Genomic DNA, 16593 nt, shown 5'->3' on the forward strand with positions numbered 1-16593 from the left:
CGGAAGGGCGTCCGGGTGATCGCGTGAACAGAACTGGCGCACAGCGATTCCGGATCCCCAGTACGGATCCGGGCGAGGAACGCGAAGTCTCCGGGCGACGCGGGCGTCACTCCTCCATCATGACGCCTTCCCGGCAGCGCGACCAGCATGTCGAGGGCACGAACGCGAGGTGGTGTGCTCCTCGGAGCCGTGGCGTTGCCGCCGATCAGACTCGGAAGACGACCTCGACGGCGTGATTCGCGCGGCCTCGCGTCCACAACCGAGCGGTGTCAGAACAAGCGCGGCGTCGCGTGCGACCCGTCCCGGGCTTCACAGATCCGGGCGTGCCAGCGGTCGACGAGCCACATCTCCACCATCTCCGGACGCGTGGTGATCAACGACGCCCACATGTCGAGTAGTTCGACGTACCGGTGGTAGCGCCGCAAGGTGAAGTCGGCGACCGAGGGATCCTCGAGCCAGCCTTCGTGGATGAGCGTCGACACCGCGTGCTGATCGAGAAGTTGCGCCGGCCCTGCCTCGGTCCGGACCTCGACCGCCCACAGATAGGTCGCCAGTAGCGGCACGCCGACCCCGGGGGTATCCGGCCATCCGGACCAGGTCTGCCGAGCAGTCTCGGGCAGCGACTTGGTCTTCGCGCAGTAGTCGAGGACTCCCTTGATCTTGGCGAACCTGTCCCGGTCCTTCGGGGCGTGTGCGTCGCGGACATCGGGAAAGCGTCTGGCGCCGCGTCGTCTCGGGTGTGCACTACGCCAGGCCGCGCACAGGAACAGCAGACCCAGTCCGGCGTGGTCTGCATCGATCAGTTCGCTGCCCGAACGGAGGTCGTTGCGCTGGACGATCGCGTCACCGTCATCGATGATCCGTCCGTCGAGATTCCGGCCGCGGAGGCGGATCTCGTGCCCGGCACGCTCGAGATGGCCGTTCCACCACTTCAGGTCGACGGTGACGCCCTCGTCGAGGACCTGCAGGTCGAACGAGCGCGCCCGGCACCACTCCGAACACGCTTGCGGAGGCTCGAACCCCTGGTCGTACGGATGCATTCTGTCGACCTTGCCACGAACGGTGGGCGACTCCGGGGCAGGACACGCGCGTGGGACACCTGTTGCCCCCCTGGTGACAGCACTTCTGAGCTCACCGCCTACCGTAGATCGGCCTACGGCAGTGTTCCGCTCCGGTCGTCCGAAGTATCCGGTGCCGTGTCGAGTCGGTGGATCGTATCGAGCGTCTCGTCCAGCCAGGCCAGCCAGGTCTCCTCCAGGACGATGCCGAGGCGCAGCACGCGGTGTTGCAGGGTACGCCGCGCGTCGCCCCGAAGTTCGGCGAAGTCGCGTTGCTCGATGGCTCGATACTGCTCGAGCATCGCCGTCCGATACGCGCGTTGATGTTCCAATGCCGGGCGCGCGGAGCCGGGATCGGCGAGGGCCGCGGCGGCGCGCAGACGGACGGAGATGCCGGACCGAACTACGTCCGGATCCTCGATCTCGGCGATCCAGCCGCGCAGCAGCCGTCGGCCGTCGGGTGTGATGGTGAAACGCCGGGGCTGTCCTCGGCCGGGTTTGCCGTCCGCAGGGACCTCGCGGATCAGGTCGGCGGTGCGCATCCGGTCCAGTTCGCGGTAGATCTGCTGGTGGGTCGCCGGCCAGAAGTAACCGATCGACCGGTCGAAGCGTCGAGCGAGTTCCAGTCCGGTGCTGTCGCGCTCGACCAGTGCGGTGAGGATGGCGAACCTGAGTGACATCGGGTCAGCCTAGGTCACGTTATCCGGCGTCGATCATGACGACTCGGCGTCGTTCGAGGGACCCCCACGCCTGCTCGTACTCGTCCCGGAGCCGTTGGACGAGTTCGCGGACGGTGACGACGGACTCGATCGCGCCGAGGCCCTGGCCGGCTCCCCAGATGTCGCGCCAGGCCTTGGCGTCGGTGCCGCCGCCGGAGCCGAAGTTCATGGCGGACGGATCGGATTCGGGGAGGTCGTCGGGGTCGAGGCCGGCGGCGACGATACTGCCTCGCAGGTAGTTGCCGTGCACCCCGGTGAACAGGTTGCTGTAGACGATGTCCTTGGCGGTGCTGTCGACGATCATATTCTTGTAATCGGCGGCATTGCGGGCTTCCTCGGTGGCGAGAAAGGCGGTGCCGGCGTACGCGAGGTCGGCGCCGGCGGCCTGGGCGGCGAGGATGGAGCGGCCGTGCGCGATGGATCCCGACAGCAGCAGTGGGCCGTCGAACCACCGGCGGATCTCCTGGAGCAAGGCGAACGGTGATTGCACGCCGGCATGTCCTCCTGCTCCCGCGGCGACGGCGACGATTCCGTCCGCACCCTTGTCGATCGCCTTACGAGCGAATTCGTTGGAGATCACATCGTGGAGAACGATGCCTCCATAGGAATGGACGGCCTCGTTGACCTCTTCTCGCGCCCCCAAGGAGGTGATCACGATCGGCACCCGGTGCTCGACGATGACTTCGAGGTCCTGCTCGAGCCGCTCGTTGGAGCGGTGCACGATCTGGTTGACGGCGAACGGCGCGACGTACTGCTCGGGGTGGCGTGCGGCATAGTCGGCGTTGCTCTCGGTGATCTGGTGCAACCAGTCGACGAGCATCGACTGGGGGCGGGCATTGAGCGCCGGGAACGACCCGATGACACCGGCCTGGCATTGGGCGGACACCAGTTCCGGCCCCGACGCGATGAACATCGGGGAAGCGATCAGGGGCACGCTCAGCGGGCCGGACAGGATCGGTGGCAGCGTCATGGTGTGGCTCCTTCTTGTCTCCGGACGGTCCCTTCGACGGCAGCCTATGTGCAACAAGGTGCAAAAAACAATGGGGCGACTTCGATCGGATCGGGGCCGGCATGTTTCGGCTGATACATGCTGTATGCACTCGTGTGCATCAGGACGGTGCGTCGTTCGGGTCGACGAATCTCTACGACGATGTCCAGACGCACGGGGAGGCCGGGCATCGTGCCGGCAACGTCGAGGACACGGACATCCAACCCCGAACCCCGGCGTTCACGGGTTCCGACGCGCCCCCCGAACCGATTTCCGTGGCGCTGCGCCGGCCCGGGACGACAGCGACGACCGTGGCATCTGCCGGCCGGCCAACCGAGCGGCGAGTTCCGCGCGGCTACTCGATCCTGTCTTCGCATAGACGGACTTGAAGTGATCGTGCACCGTGTTCGTCGTGATGCCCCGGTGCCGAGCGATCTCGGCGGTGGACAGCCCGTTCAGTACGTCGGTGCACACCTCACACTCGCGATCGGTCAGCGCGTACGCGGCGAACAGCACCTCTGTGAGGTCACTGGCCGCAGCGGGTTCGATGGTGACCGCGGTGCGGGACTCGTCGCCGTCGGCGCTCAACGGCGCCGCACGGACGACGATCCAGCCTCCGCCCTCGTTGCGGACACGCGCCCGGAACACCCCGGTCGAACTCGCCCGTGCTCCGAACGTTGCCGCCCGCAACAGCAATGCCGGTCGCACAGGACCGGCGAGTCGTTCCTCCCAGGCCCGCGCCGCGACGGTCGACGCGACCGGTTCGCCCACAGGGTCCGTCACGATCACCGCCGGACCGGGATCGGCTCCGGGGCGTGCCTGCAGGGAGTGGGCGGCGGCCGCCCGTGTCGCGACCGCCACCGCCGGCGCGATCATCGCCAGGAACTCCAGTTCGCGATCCGTGAAGTCCGGACCCGATCGGACGAAACCGGCTGATCCCCAACCTAATCCCTCAGCCGTGAAGACGACACGCACCTCGCAGTCGAGTCCGAGCGGGCGCCATACCGCAGCGTGCCGGAGACTGTGGGCGACTTCGGTCGACGGTAGATCCGAGGCCCGCACCACCGTTCGTCCACTGCGGACGATGTCTGCGAACGTCGCGGGATCGTGTCCACCGCATTCCGATTCGGCGAGTAGTGGCTCGTATTCGGAAGGAATGCGGTTGCGTCCACTGGTCATCGAACCGAACGCCAGGGTCAGGGGATCGAACAGCGCCCAGCACGTCAGGTCGCTGCGCACGATGCGATCGACCAGTTCGATGGCACGTTCGTGCAGTTCGGTGGCACCCGCGCCGGTGCCCGCGAACTCCAGGATCTCACGGCGGACCCGCTCTGCCCGCACTTCGAGCATGAGCCCAGTATGCGCCGGCCCCAACCGCCGGAGCATCCCCGGTTTCGGGGATGGTTCGGCCACTGACGGCGCCCTAGCGTCGCCAGTGTGTCCACTCATCTCACTCAGGCCGGTACGGGTAGGCGTCTTTCGGTGCCGGACGCCGTCGTCACCGTTCTGTCGTCCGGTGAACATACCGGCGGCGCTTACGAGGTCATGCTGGTCGAGGCGCCCTGCGGCACTCCACCGCCGCTGCACTCCGAGCCCTGGCCCAAGACCTACCACCTGCTGCGCGGCCGGATTCTCGCCCTGCTCGACGGCTACGGTTGTGAACTCGCTGCCGGCGATACGCTCACCATCGAGGCGGGGACATCGAACACTTTCTCGGTGCTCACCGACGACGCGGCGTTCCTCCTCGTCTGTCCCGGTACCGGGATGAGAGGCTTCTTCACCGATCTCCACGCGCTGGGCGAGGCGCATCTTCCGGAGGAAGTGCTGACGAGCACACTCGCGCAGATCGCCGCTCGCTATGACATCCGGTTCGCCGAGGAGGCCGCGACATGATCCTCATCGCGCAGCTCGCGGCGCTGGTCGCCGCCGCGATACACGTGCTGGCATTCGCGTGGGAGACGATCCTGTTCCGCCGCCCGAGCATTCACCGGGACCTGTTCCGCATCCCTACTGCGGATGTTCCGCCGGTACGGATGTGGGCGTTCAACGTCGGCTTCTACAATTTGTTCCTCGGATCCGGAGCCATCGCAGGGGTGATCGTGTGGTGGACCGGGCACGAGACCCCGGGTCGCACGCTCGTCGTCTATACATGTGCGTTCATGTTCTCGGCCGGGGTCGCGCTGTTCGTCTCGGACCGGATGGCGATGAGTCGCCCACGTGGATCCGGAGTGGTGGGGTCGCTGTGCCAGAGTGTGCCGTCGCTGGTCGCGCTCGTGGCGCTGGCACTGGCGTAGGTGCGGGGGCCATTCGCTCTGCGCCGGCACTATTGTCGACGGCATGGCTCTCCTGTACGACGCCGAACTGTCTCCCACCAAGAGCCGATTGCTGCGGGATTGGCTCCCACGTACGTCCTTCTACCGGGGTGGCGACTCCGACGTCGACCGGCTCGGCGCGTTTCGTTTCGATGATCCGGCCGGTGAGGTCGGTATCGAAACCCACCTCGTGCGCGACACCCAAGGCGTCGTCTATCAGGTGCCCTGGACCTATCGTTCGGCGCCACTACCCGACGGTCGATCGGTCGGGGAGACGGAACATTCGGTGCTGGGACACCGATTCGTCTACGACGCGACCACCGATCCCGTCTACGTCCGGCAATTACTCGTCACGATCTGCAGTGGCGGAAGCGAAGCCGAACACTATGTCCACGTCGACGGGGGCAAACCGAGGAAGGTCGCCGGAACTGTTCGCGTTCGGGGAAGTGGTGCCGAGGGCATCGAGGTCCCTGCAGTCACAACAATCGATGCAACCGATGAGAGCGACAGTCGGACGCATATCGGCACAGCGGGTATCACGATCGTTGTGCATCACCTGCCGACGGTCGTGGAGCTTGCCGGTCCCGGCCTCATGGGCACGTGGGAAGGTGGCGGAGGTGTGCTCGCCACGATTTGCTGATCGGTCTCGTCCGTCGAGTGCCGCGGAGGGCAACGTCTCCGTGAAGCCCGGTCCTACCCTCGCGAGTTCCTCCGCGACGGGCAGTTCCTCGTAACTCGGTTCGATACCGGCGGTGTCCGGCGGAATCCACATCTGGACGAGGTGCACCGTCAACGGAGCGTGCGCATGGATCGCGAGATCGAAGTTCCCGGCGAACGGGAAACCCTGGCGGGTGTCGATCCAGCGGAGGTGTTGCCGGTACCGGTTGCCTGCCCGCCGGATCTTCATTCCGGCGGGCGAGGCCCTGGGCGACCGGTGCGTCTAGGCCTTCTCGTCCGAGCCGCGCACGGCAGGAATCGACCCGAAACGCCCCGCGTGGAAGTCGTCCATCGCCTCGATGATCTCGGCCCGGGTGTTCATGACGAACGGACCTGCCATGACGACGCGTTCACGAATCGGCTTGCCGCCGAGCACGAACAACTCGAGCGCGTCGGTACGCGAATCCTGCATGGCGGCAGCAGAGATGGTCAGGCTCTCACCTCTGCCGAAGACGGCCGTCTGCCCGGTTCGGATCGGACGGTCTTCCGGTCCGACCGCGCCATCGCCGGCGAGTACGTATGTCAGCGCGTTGAACTCCGGGTTCCACGGCAGCGTGACGCTCGCTCCCGGCGCCACGGTCATGTGCAACAGGGTGATCGGTGTGTGCGTCGAACCGGGGCCGCGGTGCCCGTCGAGTTCTCCGGCGATCACCCGGATGAGCGCGCCACCGTCGGCCGAGGACAACAAGGCGACCTCGCCGCCACCGATGTCCTGATACCGCGGAGCGACGAACTTCTCGGCCTCGGGCAGGTTCACCCACAGTTGCACGCCGTGGAACAGCCCACCACTGACCACCAGGTGTTCCGGTGGCGCTTCGATGTGCAGGATGCCGCTGCCTGCGGTCATCCACTGGGTGTCGCCGCCACCGATCGTGCCCCCGCCTCCGTGGGAGTCGCGATGCTGCATGACGCCGTCGATCATGTAGGTGACGGTCTCGAATCCGCGGTGCGGATGCCAGGGTGTGCCTTTCGGTTCGCCGGGCGCGTAGTTCACCTCGCCCATCTGATCCATGTGGATGAACGGATCGAGGTGCTTCGTCTCGATGCCCGCGAACGCACGGCGGACGGGGAAGCCTTCGCCTTCGAAGCCGCGCGGGGCGGTGGTCACGGACAGGACGGGACGCGAGAGCGCGCCGGGTGTGGGCTCTTCGACGCGGGGAAGAGCGAGAACGTTGTCGACGGTTACGGCGGGCACGGTAACCCCTCTCGGTCATGTAGTTGATTTGTCAACTACCTTACTGCACTCAACCGCCGTCCTCCTCGGGTTGTTCTCGCCCGAGGTGCGCCGCATCCACGACTTGACCCTGTCGTAGCGTCAGGGTCGATGCTGGAGCCATGAGGATCAGCGACTTGGCCCAGGCCGCAGGAACCACCGTTCGGGCCGTCCGGCACTACCACCGGCTCGGGCTCATGCCCGAACCCCCACGGGCACCCAACGGATATCGGGACTACGGGTTCGCCGACCTGGTGCGCCTGTTGCGCATCCGCTGGCTCGCCCAGTCGGGTGTTCCCTTGGGTTCGGTGGCGACAGTTCTCGGCGGCCGCTTCATCGACGGCGACGACCGCGATTCCGGGTCCGATCTCACTGCAGACCTCGAATCGCTGCTCGAGGCGGCGGATGCCCAGATCCGGACCCTGCAGGTCAAGCGTGATGCTCTCGCCGCGATCCTGGAGCGCCATCGCGCAGGCGACCGGCTCTCGCCCCTGCCGTCACCGATCGTCGATGCGTTCGACGAACTCATCGACGGCGAGGACGACCCGCGTACCCGGACTCTGTTCGTGCGCGAGCGCGACAGCTGGGAGATGCTCGCACTCACCGGACAGGCCCCACCGGAATACCTCGAGGCACTGCGAACCCTGCTCGACGACCCCGGACAACGACACGCGATGGTTGCCGTCTACCGACGTTTCGGCGGACTCGCCGGACAGGATTCCGCTGCCGCGGCCGACGAGATCACCGCCGTGATCGACGGCATGACCGCACTTCTCGACGACATCCCGATCATGGTGGAGGTGCTCGGCTCCTGGGCGGCCGAGGCGGCGACGGCCCTCGAATCGAACATCGACGTTCTCGCCGAGTTCCTGCCCGACCCGGCCCAGCAGGCCGTCGCGATCGGGTTCGTCCGGCGCGTCGCCGAACAATCGGGACCGCAACAGCACGGAGCGCGGTCATGACCGAGCGCACCGTCCGGCTCGTCCACCGGGCCGCCCTTGTCCTCACCGTAGTAGTGGCCTGCACGAACGCCGTCCTTGCTGCGCTGGACGTCTTCGCCCCGGCGACCGCGCTGAAGGTCTGGCTCGGATTCGAGCTACCTCTCGGGGTCCTGGTGCTGATCGTCGGAGCAGTGCGCATCCGAGTTCTGCGCCGATCCGAAGCCCCATGGGCGAGGGTGCTCGACGAACTCGTCGGCCGCGTGCCCGCAACCCTGATGCGCGCGGAGCTGAGAAGCTACCGCGCACTGTGGTTGCTGATACGAGGGCGTCGAGTCGATGCCGGCCCCGGGGTGACGACGATCGGCTACACCCGCGGCACGATGAGCGTGCCGATCGCGTGGCTCGTGGCGTCGGTCATCGAGATCGCGGTGGTCCACATACTCGTGCCCTGGGAGTGGCTGCGCTGGACGTTGTCGATCGTCTCGGTGTGCTCACTTCTTCCCCTGGTCGGGTGGCTCGCGGATCGTGTCGTCAATCCGCATCTTCTGACGCGGGACGGCCTGGTCCTGCGCGCCGGACATCAGGTCGTGGCACATATCGGCGCCGACAACCTGCAGCGATGCACTCCTCGCCACCGCTTCCGGCCGACGGAGACGCGCGTGGATGGCGAGGTGCTGTTCCTGCCCGGACCCGACGGCACCAATCTCGACCTCATGCTCGCGGAACCTGTCGACGTCCTGTTGCCGGCATTCTTCGAACACCGCCGCCGTCCGGCGCTCGTGAGCCGGGTCTCGATCCACGTCGACGATCCCGCGGTGGCGCGCCGAGTACTCGACGCCGCGCTTCTCACCTGATGCGGCGAGGGTGAAATCGACGATTTCGTCCACGGAATTCGCTTCACAGGCGGTGACCCGCGTTCATCGTGTATGTGACGAACGGAGTCCCCGTGTCCCGCAATTCGTCCCGAGTCCTCTGTGCTCGTATCGTCGCCGCGCTTGCGTTTCTGTGCGGGAGCGTCACGCTCGCCGTGCCCCCGGCCGACGGTGCCGAACCGGCCTTCTGCGCTGGGCCCGGGCGACTCGATCGAGGTGTCCGGCACCTATCCGGCCGCGCGGTACTTCTCGCTCGACACCTACGGCACGAACTTCGACACCGTCGATTTGCTGCGTGACGACATGATCGTGCCGGATTCGGGTAGCGGGAATCCGTTCGCGGAATCAGCGGCGCGGAATCGCCGTCCGTCACAGCAGAAGTGGCATGCCACTGTGGTACCCGGTCCGGCGGACCACGCGCGCAACGAGATCCGCGGTGTTCCGGAGGGGCAGAGCACCCCGGTGGGCTTCTGATCATCCGCGTGTCCGTGCCCGACGACGCCGCATCGCTCAGCGACGGCGTGCCGTTGCCCCGAGGTGACCAGGCGCCTCGGCGGGGCGACGATGCTCAGGCAACCGTGCGAGCAGCCGTTCGACCCGAACTTCCTGTACCGGACCCGCCGCACAGCTCGCACAGGCAGGCTTCGACCAGATCATCGCGCACTCGACGCGTCGGGTTACTACACGTATGCGATCGCCGCGCCGTCCGACCTTCCCTCGGTCGTCGATCCGACCGTGACCGTACTGCCGTGGGGCGATACCACTGTGCCGAAGAAGGTGTTGTTCCTGCGCTACATGATGCCGTTGTCGGCCTTCGTTGCCGGAGGCTGTGCGGCATGTCAGGACGACGCCGCGGGCTGACGTTCGTGTAGGACCTCGTCGGTGGTGTGGTGATCGCACACTGTGCACGAGAGTTTTCTGGTAGACGAGTGCAATGAGCGATGACGCCGGACGCGGTACTCCGTCGAAGGACACGCGTGCCGCCGATGTGCAGGAACTCGTGGTGGTGGTCGGCGAGCGGATGCAGCGGCGGTCCGACGAGATCGTCGCGAGCATGGACGCGGCGATCGAGTCGGCCGTCGAAGATCTCGGCGAGTCCGAATTGACCGACATGCTGCGCGCGAGCGTGGAGGGCAACGTCGCCACCATCCTGCACATGATCAGCAACGACATCCCGCTCGATCGTATCCAGCCGATCACCGCCGCCACGGAGTATGCGGTCAGGCTCGCGCGACACGGCGTTCCTGCGGCTGCGCTGCGCCGGGCCTACCACATCGGCTCCGACGACCTGTTCAACCAGATGTTCGCGGAGATCCAGCAGCTCGATTGTGCGCCCGACCTGAAACTCGAGCTGCTCCACCATTTCGCCGGGTGGATGCACAAGTATGTGGACTGGATGACGCGCGTCGTGCTCGACGCTCACGAAGAAGAGCAGCGGGTGCTGGTCCGGCAGTCCGAGAACGTGACGTCGGCGCTGGTGGAACAGGTGTTGAGCGGCGGTGCGTTCGATACCGAGGAGTTCGCGACGAAGACGGGTTACCGGCTCGACGGAACCCACCTCGGTGCGATCGCGTGGATCGAAGGCCCGGCCCAGGGAGCGGACCAGACCCCGACCCTCGCGGCGGCAGCGGAGACCCTCACGGTCGCGGCCGGTGGGGGAGGGTCGCCTTTGCTCGTCCCGGTGGATCGCCGCACGGCCTGGTTGTGGACGACGACGGCGGGTGGCACGGTCGTCGACGTGCCACGCCTCCGGACCGTTGTGCAGGCCGTCCCCGGGTTGCGCGTGACATTCGGGAAGCCGGGGGTCGGGGTCGCGGGGTTCCGGCGCAGCCACGAGCAGGCCGAAGCGGTGCGGATCGTCGCGAGCACCGCGACCGTTCCGCACAGCCGAGCGGTGTACTACGGAGAGGACGGCATGTCCGCGACGGCGGTGCTGGCACGCGACCTCGCGACGACCAGGCGTTTCGTCGCCGATACGCTGGGCCGACTCGCGATCGACAACCCGGCCGCGGAGCGTCTGCGGGACACGACGCGGATGTTCCTGCGGACCGGCGGAAGCTATGTGCAGACCTCCGAGGAACTCGTCCTTCATCGGAACACCGTGAAGTACCGGCTGCAGAAGGCGGAGGAGGAACGGGGACGGCCCATCTCCGACAACCGGTTGGATCTCGAGTTGGCTCTGCACGTCTGTCACGTGCTCGGACGACCCGTGCTGATGCCCATGGGGAAGCGCGCGTCCCGTCGTTGACCCGATTTTTGTGCAGATTCGACAACGGCAGCGTCGAAGTTGGTCTCGCGGGGACGTGTCTTGGATCACGCCGGCCGCATAGTGTCGTGCATCACAACCGATACGTGCTCGTCGGACCGAGGAGCTGTAGATGCCCTTCTCCCGCTTTCCCTTTCTCCCCTGGAATGTCCCCGCCGAGGATCGCGCTCGCACGGCGGTCCGGGACGACAGGCTCGAACTCACCTACGCCCGGCTCGACGACCGAACCCGCGCTGTCGCAGCGCAGTTCGCGCGACACGGCGTCGGTGCGGGCGACGTCGTCGCGATCATGCTGCCGAACCGGGTCGAACTGCTGGTCGCCATGCTCGCGGCGTGGCGTCTCGGTGCTGCCGCGACACCCGTCAATCCGGCGTTCACGGAATCGGAAGCGGCTTATCAGATCTCGGACTCCGGTGCTGTCCTCGTCGTCAACAACGGAACCGACGCGCCCGACGGCGGCCGGTCGAGCATCACCGTGGACGATCTCGCCGTCGAGGGCGACGGCCCCGAACCCGTGGCCCTGCGCGGTGACGAACCGAGCCTGGTCATCTATACCAGCGGATCCACCGGCCGGCCGAAGGGCGTGATACTCGATCACGACAATGCCGAGGCCATGTCGTCGACGATGGCGCACCATTTCGGTCTCACAGCCGATGACCATTGCATGCTGGTCCTGCCGCTGTTCCACGTCAACGCGATCATGGTGAGCGCACTGGCGGTCTGGCGCTCGCACGGACAGCTCAGTGTGATCGGATCGTTCTCCGCGAGCCGATTCTTCGACCACGTGGAAAAGCTCCGCCCCACATACTTTTCCGCTGTACCCGCGATCTATGCGATGCTTGCCGCGCTGCCCGACACCGTCCGGCCCGACACCTCGTCGCTGCGGTTCGTGGTGTGCGGCGCGGCTCCGGTCCCGAAGGAACTGCTGCAGCGGTGCCACGACCGCTTCGGGTTCGTCATGGTCGAGGGATACGGCCTCACCGAGGCGACCTGCGCATCCGCCTGCAATCCCGTCGACGGCGTCCGCAAGCTCGGAACGGTGGGACCGGCATTGCCCGGGCAGCGGATCGGGATCATGTCGCCGGACGGGGAACTGCTGGCGTCCGGCGAGACAGGAGAGGTGGTCATCGCGGGGCCGACGGTCATGCGCGGTTACCTCGATCGCCCCGATGCGACCGCCGAGACCGTCCGCGACGGCTGGTTGCACACCGGGGACATCGGGATCCTGGACGAGGACGGCTATCTGCGCATCGTCGACCGCGTCAAGGACATGATCATCCGTGGTGGCGAGAACATCTACCCCAAGGAGATCGAAACCGTCCTTACCTCGATCGACGACGTTCTCGAAGCCGCGGTCGTCGGCCGGCCCGACCCGGTCCTCGGCGAGGTTCCCGTCGCCTACGTGGTGCTGTACCCGGATGCGACGACGACCGCCGAGGGCCTCCTCGAGCACTGCCGGCGGCACCTGATGCGCGCGAAGGTGCCCGAGCGGATCGACATCCTCGACGCACTACCGAAGAACCCCGTCGGCAAGATCGACAAGCCCTCGCTCAGGCGCACACTGCAACACGCCTGACCCCATCTCTCGTCCTACCTCGACGCGAGTTCCCCTCGCGGTGATGAGCCCTGCCCACCTTCAGGAGTAACAATGGGATTCAAGACGGCAGACATGCCACCGGTCGACCCGGCCACCTACGACGACATGCCCTTCATGGAGCGCATGCGGGTGCTGGCGACCCACTGGGCCGAATACGGTTTCGGCAGCCCCAAACAGATGCACATGCTGTACGTGTGCAAGCTGATCTTCTACGTTCTCGGTGGGGTGGCGGTCGTCGGACTCACCACGCCCGGACTGGGTTTCGCCGATCTCGCCGGCTGGTGGGGCGAGCCGATCGTCTACCAGAAGTTGATGGTGTGGACGATCCTGTTCGAGATCACCGGCTACGCGTCGTCCTCCGGACCGCTGGCGTTCAAGTTCAAGCCGTTCACCGGTGGCTGGCGTTACTGGACCCGCCGCGGCACCCTGCGGCTCCCACCCTGGCCGAAGGTGGTGCCGTTCACCCGCGGTGACCATCGCACCGTCGTCGACGTCGCGATCTACTTCGCGCTCCTGGCCACGCTGCTGTTCCTGCTGCTCGGACCCGGCGTCACGACCGCTGCCCTGCCGGGAAGCGAGGTCGGCTTGCTCCCGCAGTGGGCGCTGCTGACCTACGTCGGCCTCATCATCGTCATGGGCCTGCGCGACCGCGTGGTCTTCCTGGCCGCACGCTCGGAACAGTACGTCGCAGTCATGTTCTTCTTCGGCATCTTCAGCAACCACGTCGATATGATCCTGGCAGCCAAGATCGCGCTGGTCACCGTGTGGTTCGGCGCAGGTGTCTCCAAGTTCGGCCACCACTTCACCAATGTGATCCCGCCGATGCTCAGCAACACCCCGTGGATCACTTCGAAGCGGTTCAAGCGCTCGCTCTACCGCAACTTCCCGCAGGACCTGCGTCCGTCCAAGGTCAGCTGGTTCCTCGCCCATGTCTGCGGCACCGTCGTCGAACTCGTCGTCCCGCTGGTGCTGCTGTTCTCCACGAACACGGCGATCACCTGGCTCGCCATCATCGGCATGGTCATGTTCCACATCTTCATCACCTCGACCTTCCCGTTGGCGGTCCCGCTCGAGTGGAACGTCTTCTACATGTTCGCCGCGGTCTGGCTCTTCGGTGGATTCCCCACCGGCGCCGGTTACGGGGTGGGCGACGTGAGTTCCGTCTGGATCCTCGCACCGATCCTCGTCGCTTTCCTGTTGTTCCCGATCCTCGGCAACGTGCGCCCCGACCTCGTCTCCTTCCTGCCGTCGATGCGTCAGTACGCCGGCAACTGGGCGTCGGCGCTGTGGGCCTTCCGCGGTGACGAGGCGGAGAACAAGCTCAACGAGAACCTCACCAAGTTCAACGACAACCAGATCGACCAGCTGAGTGGGGCGTTCGGCAAGGAGGTCGCCGAGATCTTCATGCAGAAGGCGGTCGCATGGCGCACCATGCACAGCCAGGGCCGCGGGTTGATGTCGCTGATGATGCGGCACCTCGACAAGCTCGAGAACTACCGCATCCGCGAAGGTGAGTTCACCTGCACCACCCTGGTGGGCTGGCAGTTCGGCGACGGCCACCTCCACAACGAGCAGACGATCAGTGCGGTCCAGGCGCGGTGCCGGTTCGAACCGGGAGAATGCGTCATCGTCTGGATAGAATCCCAGCCGATCCATCGGAAGACGCTGGACTACAAGGTGATCGACGCGGCGCTCGGTGTCGTCGAGCGCGGTCACTATCACATCGAGGACGCGGTCTCGGCGCAGCCGTGGCTGCCCGACGGCCCGATCCCGCACACCGTCACCTGGCGGATGGCCGGCTACGAACCGGCCGGGACGGCCTACCTCCACCCGCAGGTCCGGCCCGATCGTGTCAAGGTTGGAGCATGACCGACGCGGTGATAGTCGGCAGCGGACCCAACGGGCTCGCTGCCGCCGTCGTCCTCTCCTCCGAGGGCGTACGGGTGCGAGTGCTCGAGGCAGCCGAGACGATCGGTGGCGGTACGCGCAGCAGCGAGCTGACCCTGCCGGGTCTGCTCCACGACGAATGCAGCGGCTTCCACCCGCTGGCCGTGGACACACCCTTCAGCCGGCGGTACGACCTCGCGGAACACGGTCTGATCTGGTCGTGGCCCGAGGTGCAGTACACCCATCCGCTCGACGGCGGACGTGGTGGCGCGGCCTATCGATCGGTGGACGACACCGCCGCGGAGCTCGGGACGGACGGGGCCGTGTGGCGCCGGATCTTCGGTGCGCTGACCGAACGATTCGGCGGCATCACCGAGGACTTCCTGCGCCCGATGCTGCACGTGCCCGTCCATCCGGTGCTGCTCGCCAGGTTCGGGATGTTCGCCGCGATGCCCGCCGACGTGCTCGCGCGCGCCTGGTCGACACCCGAGGCGCGCGCCCTGTTCGGTGGGGTCGCAGCGCACGCGCTGCGGCCCTTCGGCTCGCCGATGTCCTCGGCCATCGGCATCGCGCTGGGCACGGCCGCGCATGCCTACGGGTGGCCGGTCGCGCAGGGCGGATCGCGCGCGATCGCCGCAGCGATGGCGTCGCTGATCGAGAAGAACGGCGGCACCGTCGAAACCGGGGTGCGCGTGGAGTCCCTCGACGAACTCGGCAACCCCGATCTGGTGCTCCTCGACACCTCACCCGCCGACGCCGTGCGGATCGTCGGCGCCAGGCTGCCTCGCCGCACCGCCCGCGCCTACCGTCGGTACAAGCACGGGCCTGGGGCGTTCAAGGTCGAGTACGCCGTCGATGGCACGGTGCCGTGGGAGCACGAACCGTCCCGCCGCGCCGGCACCGTCCACGTCTGCGGTTCGTACGCCGAGACGGCGGCGGTCGAGCGTCAGGTGAACCGGGGGACCATGCCCGATCGCCCCTACGTCCTGGTCGGCCAGCAGTTCCTCGCCGACCCGTCGCGCTCCGCAGGGAACCTGAACCCGCTCTACGCCTACGCGCACGTCCCGCACGGGTACACCGGCGACGCGACCGAGCTGATCACCGCTCAGATCGAACGGTTCGCCCCGGGCTTCCGCGACACGATCCGTGCGGTGCACGTGCGGACGACGACCGAGATGTCGGTCCACAACGCGAACTACGTGGGCGGGGACATCGTCACCGGAGCCAACAGTGCGGTGCAGCTCGTGCTCCGGCCCCGCCCGGCTCTGGACCCGTACGCGACCGGCGTTTCCGGCGTGTACCTGTGCTCGGCGGCGACTCCGCCGGGTGCCGGGGCGCACGGCATGTGTGGGTACCACGCCGCCCGGTCGGCGTTGGCGTACCTGAAGACATGAGGTGATCTTCCGGGGTGAGTGTGGGGTGAGGGGTCTGAGCGGCGCGCGAAACTTCGCACACGGAAATGACATTCTCCCGATATGCACTTCCCCCGGTGCTGAAGGAGCCCTACCCGTAACCGCAATTACCCCCCACCCTGCCCGGAACGCGCCGCGTGAAGACGACGGCTACTGCGGCCCCGGCTCCGTCTCGTGGAGGGTGTACGCCGATCCGTCCTCTCGCGTCGCGGGCATGGCGGGAACAGCGCATCGCCGCAGAACTCGTCGCGCAGTTCCGGACCGCCCGCGACCCGTACCGACCTCGTGGCGTACGTCGACGAGCAGCGCCACTGGTTGTCGCTGTCGCCGAGGCGACGCACGCGCTCCGGAAGCCGAGCCTGTGGGGCAATCCGGTGAAGGTGTTCACCTTCGTCGTGGTGCAGGACGGCATGTTGTCGCGCCTGCCGGAGTGGCGCGCCTGATGTACGGCGTCGAAGGACGCCCGATGAACCTCCGCGCCGCGCGCACCACCGAGCGGCTCATCGGCATCGCCCGCAAGAACGAGTCGTACGACAAGATGGTCGCCGAGATCACCACGCGCATCGACGAGACCCCGTACCGCAAGGTGCGTGCGCGCAAGGGCTGATCCT

General features: G+C 66.8%; 18 protein-coding genes. 13 read left to right on the plus strand and 5 right to left on the minus strand.

Features of this window, described 5'->3' with window-relative positions; genetic code table 11:
* Positions 1-269: 269 nt before the first annotated feature.
* From A8G18_RS20910 to A8G18_RS20925, 4 genes are all read right to left on the minus strand, one after another.
* Positions 270-1040, minus strand: coding sequence for an 8-oxoguanine DNA glycosylase OGG fold protein (locus tag A8G18_RS20910; protein WP_064065390.1), 771 nt, complete (start codon positions 1038-1040; stop codon positions 270-272).
* A 113-nt stretch (positions 1041-1153) separates the two neighbouring features.
* Positions 1154-1738, minus strand: a complete 585-nt coding sequence (locus A8G18_RS20915) for a PadR family transcriptional regulator (RefSeq protein ID WP_064065391.1) — start codon at positions 1736-1738, stop codon at positions 1154-1156.
* 19 nt (positions 1739-1757) lie between these two features.
* A complete protein-coding gene (locus A8G18_RS20920) occupies positions 1758-2747 on the minus strand; it encodes an NAD(P)H-dependent flavin oxidoreductase (RefSeq protein ID WP_064065392.1) in 990 nt (329 codons plus the stop codon).
* Positions 2748-3005: 258 nt separating this feature from the next.
* Positions 3006-4115 (minus strand): helix-turn-helix transcriptional regulator, encoded by a 1110-nt coding sequence (locus tag A8G18_RS20925; RefSeq protein WP_064065393.1) that lies wholly within the window; start codon positions 4113-4115, stop codon positions 3006-3008.
* Between the two features lie 87 nt (positions 4116-4202).
* Between A8G18_RS20925 and A8G18_RS20930 the strand changes: the two genes are divergently transcribed.
* The 3 genes from A8G18_RS20930 to A8G18_RS20940 are packed head-to-tail and all read left to right on the plus strand — an operon-like array spanning position 4203 to position 5717.
* The gene (locus tag A8G18_RS20930; protein ID WP_064065394.1) at positions 4203-4658 is read left to right on the plus strand and encodes a cupin domain-containing protein; all 456 of its coding nucleotides are present in this window, start codon (positions 4203-4205) and stop codon (positions 4656-4658) included.
* On the plus strand, positions 4655-5059 hold the full coding sequence (locus A8G18_RS20935) for a DUF1304 domain-containing protein (RefSeq protein WP_064065395.1): 405 nt from the start codon (positions 4655-4657) through the stop codon (positions 5057-5059). The genes A8G18_RS20930 and A8G18_RS20935 overlap by 4 nt, the downstream gene beginning before the upstream one ends.
* Positions 5060-5102: 43 nt before the next feature.
* Positions 5103-5717, plus strand: a complete 615-nt coding sequence (locus A8G18_RS20940; RefSeq protein ID WP_064065396.1) for a maltokinase N-terminal cap-like domain-containing protein — start codon at positions 5103-5105, stop codon at positions 5715-5717.
* A 300-nt stretch (positions 5718-6017) separates the two neighbouring features.
* On the opposite strand, the gene A8G18_RS20945 is transcribed toward A8G18_RS20940, so the two are convergent.
* Positions 6018-6989 carry a pirin family protein gene (locus tag A8G18_RS20945; protein WP_064065397.1) on the minus strand — a complete coding sequence of 324 codons (972 nt, stop codon included), beginning with the start codon at positions 6987-6989 and terminating at the stop codon, positions 6018-6020.
* 140 nt (positions 6990-7129) lie between these two features.
* On the opposite strand from A8G18_RS20945, the gene A8G18_RS20950 reads away from it, so the two are divergent.
* From A8G18_RS20950 to A8G18_RS22915, 10 genes are all read left to right on the plus strand, one after another.
* Positions 7130-7969: a MerR family transcriptional regulator gene (locus A8G18_RS20950; RefSeq protein WP_064065398.1), complete on the plus strand. Its 840-nt coding sequence runs from the start codon at positions 7130-7132 to the stop codon at positions 7967-7969.
* Complete coding sequence (locus tag A8G18_RS20955; protein ID WP_016935677.1) at positions 7966-8802, plus strand: hypothetical protein; 837 nt, start codon at positions 7966-7968, stop codon at positions 8800-8802. Before A8G18_RS20950 ends, A8G18_RS20955 begins: the two co-directional genes overlap by 4 nt.
* Before the next feature lie 189 nt (positions 8803-8991).
* Positions 8992-9294, plus strand: a complete 303-nt coding sequence (locus A8G18_RS23710; protein WP_129976794.1) for a hypothetical protein — start codon at positions 8992-8994, stop codon at positions 9292-9294.
* Between the two features lie 90 nt (positions 9295-9384).
* On the plus strand, positions 9385-9681 hold the full coding sequence (locus tag A8G18_RS23715; RefSeq protein WP_016935061.1) for a hypothetical protein: 297 nt from the start codon (positions 9385-9387) through the stop codon (positions 9679-9681).
* A 73-nt stretch (positions 9682-9754) separates the two neighbouring features.
* On the plus strand, positions 9755-11068 hold the full coding sequence (locus tag A8G18_RS20970; protein ID WP_064065401.1) for a PucR family transcriptional regulator: 1314 nt from the start codon (positions 9755-9757) through the stop codon (positions 11066-11068).
* Positions 11069-11198: 130 nt separating this feature from the next.
* Positions 11199-12662, plus strand: coding sequence for a class I adenylate-forming enzyme family protein (locus A8G18_RS20975; protein ID WP_064065402.1), 1464 nt, complete (start codon positions 11199-11201; stop codon positions 12660-12662).
* Between the two features lie 72 nt (positions 12663-12734).
* Positions 12735-14552: a DUF3556 domain-containing protein gene (locus A8G18_RS20980; RefSeq protein WP_064065403.1), complete on the plus strand. Its 1818-nt coding sequence runs from the start codon at positions 12735-12737 to the stop codon at positions 14550-14552.
* Positions 14549-15964 carry a phytoene desaturase family protein gene (locus A8G18_RS20985; RefSeq protein WP_064065404.1) on the plus strand — a complete coding sequence of 472 codons (1416 nt, stop codon included), beginning with the start codon at positions 14549-14551 and terminating at the stop codon, positions 15962-15964. Before A8G18_RS20980 ends, A8G18_RS20985 begins: the two co-directional genes overlap by 4 nt.
* Positions 15965-16119: 155 nt before the next feature.
* Entirely contained in the window at positions 16120-16425 is a 306-nt protein-coding gene (locus A8G18_RS20990; protein WP_064065405.1) for a hypothetical protein, read from the plus strand.
* A 23-nt stretch (positions 16426-16448) separates the two neighbouring features.
* Positions 16449-16589 carry a hypothetical protein gene (locus A8G18_RS22915; protein ID WP_157100864.1) on the plus strand — a complete coding sequence of 47 codons (141 nt, stop codon included), beginning with the start codon at positions 16449-16451 and terminating at the stop codon, positions 16587-16589.
* Positions 16590-16593: the final 4 nt, after the last annotated feature.

This window comes from Rhodococcus gordoniae (assembly GCF_001646655.1).
Taxonomy (GTDB): Bacteria; Actinomycetota; Actinomycetes; order Mycobacteriales; family Mycobacteriaceae; genus Rhodococcus; species Rhodococcus gordoniae.